The following is a 10,670-nucleotide window of genomic DNA, read 5'->3' as shown; positions in this document are numbered from 1 at the left end:
GAGCTGGCGGTGATGGGCGCCGAGGGGGCCGCCCCTATCATATTCCGCAGAGAGCTGGAGAAAGCCGAAAATCCGGATGAGCTGTTGCGGCAAAAGATTGCCGAGTACCGGAAGGAATTCGCCAATCCCTACCGCGCTGCCGAGCACCTGCACGTTGATGATGTCATTGACCCGGCGGAGACCAGGCCCAGGCTGATTGAAGCCCTGGAAATGGTGATTGACAAGGCAGAGAGCACCCCGACCAAAAAGCACGGAATTATTCCGGCGTGAATTAGCGGATGTGAAATCCATCCCCCTGACCCCCTTCCTTAAACAAAGGAAGGGGCGATTGTTTATACAAGAGGGTATGATGCTTTTAGTAATTCCCGCTTATTTATTTAAGGAAAGCTTATAGCGTCTTCCTGCTTCTAAGGCTTGGATTCGAAGAGTAGCCCCATTTTTTAGTTCTATTTGATGGGTATCGAACCACTTCTTAAGTCTGCTTTGAATATATGCCCCTTTATCTGGGTCGCCCATATGTGTTCCGTTTGGGGCAGATGAAACATAAGTTTTTATCTCACCTATGTCCGTTTCTAATGAGAAAGGTAGCTTATAACCAGGTAAAAACCGTCTTATTCTTTTGGGTATAGGAATGAAATGATACTTTTGTGAAGAGTGTGGGTTTCTAATCTCTATATCTACATATTTTTTATCAGTTATAATATTATCTTGTTTATGCAAGCCTAGTAGGACTCTTAATACCTCATTTGGTGTATTAAAAACCAACCCGAATTCTACCGCTCTCTTTTTCAGTTCATCCATAACCTGGTCGTCAATACGTATAACTGGGGTCATATTTCTCTCCTTTGGTATTATAGTGTAACACTGTTGCTAATGTATCACTAATATTCTAATCTTGTCAAGCCTTTTTAGGGAAATTTTTCTAAAATTTTGAGGGAAGGGTGGGAAAAGGGAGATGGATACGCTTGTCTATAGAATTCTTTCTAACCTTCATGACGGCAGAGACTTGTTAGGTTAAGTGTGAGAGGGGGCGGAAGCCCCTCTTCCATATAAATGTCATTGCGAGGAACGCAGTGACGAAGCAATCCGTAAGGGGAGTCGTAAACATACGCAGCTGGATTGCTTCGCCTCCCGACGAGTTTACCCCGTACACTGATACGGGGTCGGGATGGTCTCGCAATGACATTTTCAGACAACCTCACCGGAATGCCAACGCCGCTTGTTAAGCTCGATTTTTTTCTGGATTCCATGTCGACCACAGAATGACAAATTGTATTCGACCCTGGACATGGACTGACAATCGATGGGAGTCCTAAGCGTCACATTCAGCTTGTTTTTGACAACTCAGCAGCAGCCAGGGCAATAGCTTTATCCAGGTCTGCCGGGTAATTTATGTTAAAGAAGGACAGCAGCTCGGGGTCTATCCTCCGGCATTCTTCGCGTTCGACATACCGTACCCGCACCACATCAAGAAGAGCGTAAACTTCCAGATGGTTATTCTCCAATTGTTTCTTGATAAATGGCAAGCATTTTTTAGAATAGACAGCATGAAGGGGATCTCTCATCCCTTCTTCCAGATGAGGGATAACGGCATCAAAACCCCTAGAAAGCCCGACCATATAGCGCAGCAGTTCGGTATTCAGGAAAGGCATATCACAGGCAACCACGATACTGTGCGTATGACGTGAAGCCAGCAGTCCGGTATAGATACCACCAAGGGGGCCTTTACCCGGATAGAGGTCAGTAAAAATTTCAACATCGTGGCTCACTGGAATGGCGCATTGTTCCGCTGATGTCACCACCAGAATCTGGTCACTCAGCGGTCGGAGTCGCTCCACGACGCATTGCACCAGGCTTTTACCTTCCAGTACCTCCAGGGGTTTACTCCTGCCAAAGCGCCGGTTCTTGCCGCCGGCCAGGATAATCGATGTTGCTTTCATATTACTATTCACTTAAATAGAGTTACGCGGGCTGAGTCACAAGAATAAGTCCTCTCTCCCCTTACGGGAGAGAGTTAGAATGAGGAGAATGAACCAGATTGAATTCACCCTCACCCCCGTATCCAGTATGGGGCAGGCTTAATCCTCCCCCGTCAAGGGAGAGGAAATTTTCATACTTAGTGACCTCAATCCGTAAATTGACATGATAGACTACTATCAAAAAGAGTGAGCTAAGACGCTGGCTTTTCCATCTCCCTGACGTACCGGATCAGTTTCCAGGTAATGGTCTCACAGAGCACCACAATATCCTCTGTGGAGAGGTAATCAGAAATGGTAGCATCGAATAGCACGCTGCCCTGGGCAGGGAACTCATCATCACCCCGCCAGAGGACGATGGTTATCGGCACATAAGTAAAAGCCTTGATAGTTACCGCCGTATCACCGAGATCTGCGGGGTATCCTCCCATTCCTCTACTGGCGTCAATGAGGAGAGCCGGGTTTTTACCGAAGTGGTTCAAAATCGGCTGACTGGTACGGTTGAAAAATGTCGGGAAGTAGCCGCTGCCTTCCGGTAACTCTCTCAGGGTAATGAGGTTATTCGATAGCGGCGTACCTTTGGCTCTGAGAAAATAGTGCAGGATAAGAATCCGGTCTCTTACCGGAACCTCAGCAGCGCCATCCACCAGAGCAATCTCACCACCGGGCAGGCTGATACGGTAGGGCCGGTCCAGGTAGCGGACAATGATTGACTTCTGGTCACCTTCCACCCGGTACTCGGTACCGCTCCGGCGGCATTGCGCTTCAATATCATCAATCCCGGCCAGCCTCTCACGGGCGATTTTATCAGCCTGCCCGTAGGCTTTTTCGTAGTTCCACTGGCCGGGTAACGTTAAACGTTTGCTTTCCATCAGGTAAACAGATTTACCGTGGTTATTCTCAGGTTTCCTATCTCTTTCCGAGATATGATGACCTGACCGGAATCATATCTCCAGCCAGGAGTGGGAATAAAGCGATTCGCCGGTAAGTACCCTGACTGTTTTCACATACTCCACTTCTTTTCTACTTAATGAAGCCAGGTCAGGTTGCTCGCCGTCCATGACCCGGTAGACCAGGTCAACGATCTCCGGCATCTCGCCTTTGGCTACTTTTACCAGTTCCGCATCAAAGGCATCAACTATCGCGGAGTGCAGGCCGTATCTCATCAGCATTATGAGATAAGTGCGGTTAAGATAAGGCCTGAGGTGATGCGGGGTGCCGTTGGAGATATTGGAAAGTCCCACGGTAGATTTACACTCGGGAGCGATATCTTTTAACATGCTCATAAACTCGACACAGGACTTTACCTGATTTATCTCCACCGATACCGGACTGGCAATCGGGTCAATCCAGATATTCTCACTGGGGATGCCAGCCTCATTGGCCTTATAGATTAAATCAACGGCCAGCATACACCTTTCGTTAGCGTCCCGGGGCATTCCCTCGACGCCCCAGAGCAGACCGATCATATCGGCATTATGATTTTTGGCCAGGGGCAACCCCTGCTCCAACCGGGCCGGTTGCAGAGAAATAGAATTGATTAGCGCTTTGCTCTGGCATACCTTCAACCCGGCTTCCATCGCCACCATATTGGTCGTATCCAGGGATAATGGCAGGTCACTGACCTCCTGCACCGTCTTGACCACCCACTCCATTAACTCGTTACCCTGCCTGCGGGCCGGGCCAATATTAAGATCAAGATAGTCAACACCAGCCTGAGCTTCAGCCCGGGCCAGTTCCTGGATGGGTACCGGGTTTCTCTCTCTCAATGCCGGGCCTATGGTTGCCGACATGATATTGATGTTTTCCCCAATAAGGATCATTTTTCCTCCTTACGGTTTCCAAGATTTCAAATAAGCCGGAATATTGGCCCCTTCGCGGGGGCCGACCATAATCTCCCAGCCGGGTAATTCCTCTTCCAGACCTCCGCTCTCCGCGGCCGCGTAACCCGGAATTATCAGTTTGTGATGCTTCACTTTATCCATGATCCCGCTCTTCTTGACGAAGGGGCCGATAACGTCTGCGGAGAATTTCCCGGCCGCCCAGGCGGTCATCACGGAAAGCCCCTCGGTGTCCATAACCAGAAGATGGGTGGGGACTTTGCTGGATTCAATCTCACCGGAAACGATGAAATAGGTGAGAGAAAAGTTAGTGGTAATCAGCACCGGGGAGTTCTCGTCGACGTTTCCAATCTCGTAGATTCCCTGAGTGGTCGCCAGCGGCCGCTGCGGGTCAGTATAGATGTTCAGTCTTTCCACAAGCAGCGGGAACAAGCTCTCACCCCGGAAATCGGAGAGAACGATGATGCCGCCATACTTGGCTACAAATATCGAGGCGATGACGGCTTCCTTCATCGGGTCATCGGTCATTTCACAGGGGAAAACGATTGTCGGAAAACCCAGAGGACGGAACTTCTTGGTCAGAGCGGCACTGCGGATAATTATCTGCTCCTCAAATGCCTGGCGGAGCGTCCTCGCCCCGGAATCGATGACAATATCATTGACCCCGGCCCCGTTTAATTTGGTGGTCAGCTCAGCCAGTTCCTCCAGACCGGAAGCCTTAGCGGCAACGGGACACTTGTTTTCTTTAGCCAGTGCCGCAACCTGGTCCAGATTATCTTTAGTCGCCGCATAGAGCAGTGGCTTGCGGTCGGCGCAAGCCTTGACACCGGCTGCCAGAATATCAGGGTTATCACTCATCAGAATGATACTGGCATCACTGTTCTGTGTCACCTTATTGACCAGCGTCGCAAATTTAGCGGCGTCTCCGGATTCGGCTTTGAGCGCCACCAGTTCCGGACGGAGGGTAAGCCCCACTCTCTCGTACTGAAGTTGCTTGAACCTGCCCAGCCGGGCATCAATTTCAGCATCGTCCATAGTGTCCTTGATAAGGAGCGCCAGCCCAGGAGGGTTCTCAAACCTCTTTTCATGGCGGAACAGCACCGTCTCACCACCGACCTTCAGGGCACGGTCCCCAACGCCAATGGTAACCGGCCTGATGGGCGGGGCTGAGGCTTCCTGCAGGTTAGCTTTCGCCTGTTCAGAAACATGAGGACAGGCCGCCAGCTCCGCCTTTCCGGCAGCCAGGTTCATAGCAAAAGCCAGGCAGGTGGGTACCCCGCATTCGCCGCAGTTCGTCTTGGGTAGCAGCTTAAATATCTCTATTCCCGTAAGCGGCATTTTATCAAACTCCTTTCTCAGTCATACTCTGAAGCAAAACAGCCATATTAACTGGTACCGGGCATACTGCCAGGTCCAGAATGCCCTTTCTCAGCCCAGTATCGGGTCCATGGTCAGGGCAGGATGCCCTTTCTCCTGCAGGAATGGCAGGATATCCTCTTCAGTGACGCCAACGGTCTCATCGGCAATCATATCGAGCAGGTCAGGAACACCCAGCTCCGCCGCCCTGGCTTTAAGCCGGTCGCCAATCTCTTCCTTCAGCATCTTGGGCATCCAGACCATTCTTAGCAATGCGCCATCACCGGCGATGAACTTCCTCTGGGTGATATTATACTTGCCGTGACCCACGAAGCCGGGGGTGCTGATACCACCGCCGATAGTCCCGGCCAAGGTGGTGAACTTCATCCCGCAGGGGGTCTCTCCCGTGTACTCCCGGTTCACCGTCATGACACCATTGGACATCGGCAACACCGCCGCAATACACTCACAGCAACCGCAGGTGGTCATCGGGTCATTGACCAGGCTGTAGAAGTTGTAATGGTCTATCTTCCCGCGGGAAGCCTTATAGACAAACTCGTTGACACCTTTCCATTGCCCCAGCTTGGCATCAATTACATCCCCTTTCGGCACCGGCTGGTTAGGCCCGGTGGGATTAATCTCAAAGGAAGCTTTACAGTCCATCCAGTTATAAGAGCCGCAGAGCCCGGTCCTTTCCGGACTGATAACACAGACGTGACCGGGAGCAAATGACTGGCAGAGGGTGCAGGAATAGTACATATCAGTAGTTTCATCGGTCATGCCTTCAATACGAGCATCCCGATGCTGGTACACCTCTCTAGCCTTCTCCACCATTTCTTTGACTTTATCCTCTTCGGTATAGAGTTTAACCTGCATCTTATCAAATATCCGCCCGAAGTCCTGGTGCAGTTTGGCGTGGAGAATAGTCCCGATATGCGAGAGTTTAAAACCCTTTTCCACCGCCTGTTTACCGACCCGCAGCCAGGCAATATCCCTCTGGCCGATATGCATCGCCCCCTGGGCATAGTTAATCAGGTGGTGAATCTGCCTCTCCAGAATCGGCTCGTAGTCCTCCTGCATCTCCCTGCCGGCAACTTCAACAGTAATCGCCAGGGGCAGTCTGGAACCGGCGGGGACATCGGTCAATTCCGGCCCGATTACCTCAATCCTGCCGTCCTCCACCTCATCCATCCGCTTGCTGCTCACCCACTCCACCATCGGGGTACGGCCGCCACCGGCCTCCAGATAGATATCTTCACCCCGGACTCTCTCACCCTCGAAGGCAGCGCCAAAAGCCACCGGTATCGGCACTTCCGTCACCGTCACTTTCAGGCCTCTGACCTCTATCGCCTTCGCCACCAGCTGGTCGTGTGGGATATTGGAAACAACGTGCTCGTATGTGGTCAGGCCGGTGGGCAGGACCTCGGGGATAGGCGTATCGGCGATAGTAGGGAACCCCCAGTTAATGGCCCCGGCGGCATTGGCATACCATTCATCAGTTACGTAGCCCAGCGGCAGAGCGAAAGCGAAGATGCGGTCTTTATTGTAGATGAGGATTTTCCGGTACTCGCCCGGCTGGATACCGCCGAAAGACATCGCCGCCCGGGTAGCAAAGCCCATGGCAAAGACGGTGGCGCTGGTATCCGGCCCGAATGAGACCAGGCGTGTTCCCCAGCCAATCTGGACTCCGGCTTCGAGAAGTTGCTCCGAGAACCTTTTGCCGTTATATTCACCGCCCATAAAGACGTACAGGTTCTTCTTCTGGAGTTCCTGAGCAATCCTGGCGGCTATTTCCGGACTGGGCGCCGCCCCGAGTATGGCGGCAAAGCCGGGGGCAGTACCATCAACAAACTCCACGCCCCTTTTTCTCAGGATAACATCATCAGCCGCACCCAGCCAGATATTGTCCGCGGTGACATCTTCCTGCTTGGTATAAAAGTCAGGCTGCTCAAGATAGCGTATCGCTTCGATAATCTCCTCGGCGAAGAAGGTCACCATACCGGCGTCAAGGGCCGGCGCCAGATAGGGTAGAGCGTACTGCTCCTTAACCGGGGGGGGCAGGATTGATTTACACTTTTTCAGGATCGGCTCCATGTCCCCCAGTTTTTCCACCTTGGCGCCCAGGATTCCATATATCACCGGCAGGTAATAGGCGGTATTGGGGAACCCCACCGGTTCATTGGGTCCCCACTTGTCCATCGCCTGTTGCCACTTTTCCTCCGCGCGATTGAAAATCTTGTGCGCGCCTCTGATTGCTGCTGACGCAATTATTTTAGACATCTTTAATCTGTACCCCCTACATCTTTAAAACTTGTCACTAGACCGCCTCAAGCTCCCTTCTCATCGCCATGTCGTAAAGCACCCGCTCCCTGGCCTTATCAATGCCGAGGGCCTTGCGCTTCTTGTCGATATGGTCGATCATCATCTTCGCCATCTTCAGCGGGTCAGGTTCCCAGGCCCACATGGCACCGTACATCCCTTCCATGTCCTTAAACAGGTAGTCAGTTACCGTCTTACTGCCGATGGTGGGCCAGCCTGCTCCGAACACGGTAAATATTCCCGAGCCAACGACATACTGGCCGATGGCGATCGCTTTTTCGCTCATCCATTCCGGCGCCGCCCCGGCTACCGGCAGGTCGCTGATGTCATCACCCAGACCACCATCCTTGACCATGGCGGTGGCCGCCATCAGGATACGGCTGTTATCAATACAGGCGCCGAGATGTAACACCGGCGGAATACCGACCGCTTCGCAGACGGAAGCCAGCCCTTCACCGGCGTATTGTCTGGCCGCCTCCGGAGTGAGCAAGCCCGCCTTGCCGCAAGCCATAGCCGCACAGCCGGTCTCGACCACCAGTACGTCATTCTTGATAAGCTCTTTGACCAGGGTAACATGGACATCGTCATGGGTCACCCGGACATTACTGCAGCCGACCACTCCGGCAACGCCCCGGATACGCCCGTTAATAATGTTATCGTTCAGGGGCCGGTAGGAAGCGCGGAAGAGACCGCCGAGCAGGTAGTTGATGGTCTCATGGCTGAAGCCGGCAATCATGTCAGTTGTATAACTGGGAATACGGACCTTATCGCCCCGGTTGGGGAAATTATCAATGGCCGCCCTGATTATGGTCTTGGCCGACTCAACGGCAGTGTGTTCATCGAACTCGATATGAGTGGCGCCCTCAATATGGGCACGGCGGTCGGTGGTAATAACCTTGGTGTGGAAACAACTGGCAACCTCGACCAGCCCCTGCATGATACACTGCACATCAACCACCATCGCTTCCACCGCCCCGGTAACAATCGCCAGTTCCTGCTGCAGGAAGTTTCCGGCAACCGGTACGCCGTGACGCATCAATATCTCGTTGGCGGTACAGCACATACCCGCCAGGTTTATCCCCTTGGCGCCTTTAGATTTAGCGTATTCAACAAGCTCGGGATCCTGAGACACAACGGCGATTACCTCAGCCAGATAAGGTTCATGGCCGTGAATGATAATGTTGACCTCATCATCTTTAAGTACGCCAAGGTTTATCTTGCTGTGCACCGGTGACGGTGTCCCGAAGAGAATATCCTGAAGCTCGGTGGCAATCATGCTGCCTCCCCAGCCGTCAGCCAGGGCCGTCCGGACACCGTGGCGCAACAGGCTACGGTAGTCCTGGTCAGTCCCCATGTGGGTACGGTGCATCGCCTCAGCCACCTCCCTGTCCACGCCCCTGGGAGCAACTCCCTGTTGCCGCCATAGTTCCTGGCGCTTCAGGGGCGCCCGCTTCAAGAAGAGGAGCTCTCCCTCCTGCTTGCCGAAATCCTTCATCAGGGCTTCGCCAATATCAACGGCGATTTCATTGTTGCTGCGGTCGCCGATTTCGATGCCCAGGTCCAGAGCTAACTGGAGCAGTTTCTGCTCGTCCTTGATTTCAAAACCGGGGGCTTCGCCTTTAGCCACCTCCAGGAAGACCTTGGCCACCTCACGGCCGTGGTCGCCGTGGGAAGCGGTCCCGGCGGCTATCTTGCGCACAAAATTGCGGGCGGCGATAGTCTCCACGGTAGCCCCGCAGACCCCCCTCCTCTTCTTCTTGTCCTCCGGGGTCTCCTCCTTGCCTCTGGGCAGCGGCACCCGGCAGGGGCCCATGTCACAAAGGCTGCAACAACTCCCCTCAGCCCCGATGGGACAGGCGGTCATCTTTGCCGCCCTCTCAAAGGCGGTGCTAATCCCTTCTTCAGCCGCTTTTTCGATCATCTCGACCGTAGCCTGGTCAATACTCTTAACTTCTTTCTCTGCCATCTTTATCACTAACCTCCAATCACTTAAGATGTTACGCAGCCGATAACTCGGCAATCATCTCCCGGACCAATTTTATTGCTTCCGGGTGTCTCATCACCAGGACATCAGCCCCGGCGACAAGCAAAGCTGCCGCTGACATTGCCTCCATCAGAATACCCCTTTTCCTGGGGTCTCCCAGCAGAGGGTCATCGGCTTCAGTCATTTTCGCTTCTTTAGTTTTCCAGACCTCCTTGGCAATATTACAGATAATAGGGAACTGGAGCTTATCATCCTGCTGCGTCAGGGCAGCCATCCGGATGCGCTCCATTACCGAGTAGCAGTACTCAATACCGTAGCCAATGCCGCTGACAGTAGGGTCTATTACCATCGACTTGTCAGGAACACCCAGGTTACCCAGCAGTATATTGAGCTGCTTGGCGAGGTTAATATCAATCGGTGTTGATGCCGCCACCGCGTGCTGGTAGCCGATAGCCGCCGCCCCGATACGTTTGTGGTCCCCCTCTTCAACCGGCCCCAGAACCAGGCTCTTCCCCTGGCAAAGCTCAGCTACCGCTCTCAAGACATCGGTATCTTTTTCGTGGTTGGCCGTCCCCCAGACAATCAGAGGGACATCAATAGCATCCGCCACCTTCTTGACCACCTTGGCGGCTTCCTCCGCCCCCCGGTCAAGTCCGTTAGGATCAGTACTCAGTAACTGAAGGCATATCATCTCCGCCCCGTAATCACTGATGCACTTCTGTGCCCAGGCAACGGGGTCATCAGTGACCCCGGCAAAAGGCTCCAGGGCTGCCTCAGCCCATCCGTCAGGGGGCGAGTCGTAGACTTCCATGGCAATCTTAGGCAGGTTAGGCATCTGCCCTTCAAAAAGGTAAAAGGGGTAGACTGCTTCCCCGCCAACCATGACGGCTTTGTTTCCCTTGCCCAGAGTTATCTCTTTAATCTTACCGCTGTATTTTGTTTTCGGAACTTCAAACGCCATTTCTACCTTCCTTAATCAATCTAGGCTGGATTCTTCCTTCGCTCACTGCCGTACCACTCTTCAGCAAACCAGTACCGCTCACCAGTCTGCAAGTACTTCAGTTTTTCTTCCCGACTCGCCAGTTTCTGCCGCCACCTTCCCGTGTTCTCACCCTCAGGGACTCCTTCCTCATAGGTCGCCCCCAGCACTTCCTCGCTTTGGGAACTCTTTTTTACGGTTTTTTCTGCCATTGG

At 53.0% G+C, this 10,670-nt stretch carries 10 protein-coding genes; 1 reads left to right on the top strand and 9 read right to left on the bottom strand.

The window, feature by feature from the left end:
* On the top strand, positions 1 to 270 hold a 270-nt coding region (locus tag Q8Q07_08820; GenBank protein ID MDP3880387.1), incomplete at its 5' end, for a carboxyl transferase domain-containing protein.
* A gap of 99 nt (positions 271 to 369) precedes the next feature.
* Here the strand turns inward: Q8Q07_08820 and Q8Q07_08815 are convergent.
* The 9 genes from Q8Q07_08815 to Q8Q07_08775 form a co-directional block, all read right to left on the bottom strand.
* Complete coding sequence (locus Q8Q07_08815; GenBank protein ID MDP3880386.1) at positions 370 to 834, bottom strand: hypothetical protein; 465 nt, start codon at positions 832 to 834, stop codon at positions 370 to 372.
* A 491-nt stretch (positions 835 to 1,325) separates the two neighbouring features.
* A complete protein-coding gene (locus tag Q8Q07_08810) occupies positions 1,326 to 1,940 on the bottom strand; it encodes a molybdenum cofactor guanylyltransferase (GenBank protein ID MDP3880385.1) in 615 nt (204 codons plus the stop codon).
* Between the two features lie 230 nt (positions 1,941 to 2,170).
* Positions 2,171 to 2,848, bottom strand: a complete 678-nt coding sequence (locus tag Q8Q07_08805; GenBank protein ID MDP3880384.1) for a DUF3786 domain-containing protein — start codon at positions 2,846 to 2,848, stop codon at positions 2,171 to 2,173.
* A 72-nt stretch (positions 2,849 to 2,920) separates the two neighbouring features.
* The gene (locus Q8Q07_08800) at positions 2,921 to 3,799 is read right to left on the bottom strand and encodes a dihydropteroate synthase (GenBank protein MDP3880383.1); all 879 of its coding nucleotides are present in this window, start codon (positions 3,797 to 3,799) and stop codon (positions 2,921 to 2,923) included.
* Positions 3,800 to 3,808: 9 nt separating this feature from the next.
* Positions 3,809 to 5,155, bottom strand: a complete 1,347-nt coding sequence (acsC, locus tag Q8Q07_08795; GenBank protein ID MDP3880382.1) for an acetyl-CoA decarbonylase/synthase complex subunit gamma — start codon at positions 5,153 to 5,155, stop codon at positions 3,809 to 3,811.
* Positions 5,156 to 5,245: 90 nt separating this feature from the next.
* Positions 5,246 to 7,453: an acetyl-CoA decarbonylase/synthase complex subunit alpha/beta gene (gene acsB / locus Q8Q07_08790; protein MDP3880381.1), complete on the bottom strand. Its 2,208-nt coding sequence runs from the start codon at positions 7,451 to 7,453 to the stop codon at positions 5,246 to 5,248.
* Between the two features lie 37 nt (positions 7,454 to 7,490).
* The gene (gene cooS, locus Q8Q07_08785; protein ID MDP3880380.1) at positions 7,491 to 9,458 is read right to left on the bottom strand and encodes an anaerobic carbon-monoxide dehydrogenase catalytic subunit; all 1,968 of its coding nucleotides are present in this window, start codon (positions 9,456 to 9,458) and stop codon (positions 7,491 to 7,493) included.
* A gap of 31 nt (positions 9,459 to 9,489) precedes the next feature.
* Positions 9,490 to 10,437: an acetyl-CoA decarbonylase/synthase complex subunit delta gene (locus Q8Q07_08780; GenBank protein ID MDP3880379.1), complete on the bottom strand. Its 948-nt coding sequence runs from the start codon at positions 10,435 to 10,437 to the stop codon at positions 9,490 to 9,492.
* Positions 10,438 to 10,457: 20 nt separating this feature from the next.
* Positions 10,458 to 10,667, bottom strand: coding sequence for a hypothetical protein (locus tag Q8Q07_08775; GenBank protein ID MDP3880378.1), 210 nt, complete (start codon positions 10,665 to 10,667; stop codon positions 10,458 to 10,460).
* Between the last annotated feature and the right edge of the window lie 3 nt (positions 10,668 to 10,670).

This window comes from Dehalococcoidales bacterium (assembly GCA_030698765.1).
Lineage (GTDB): Bacteria > Chloroflexota > Dehalococcoidia > Dehalococcoidales > UBA2162 > JAUYMF01.
This window is presented reverse-complemented; position numbering and strand designations above follow the sequence as displayed.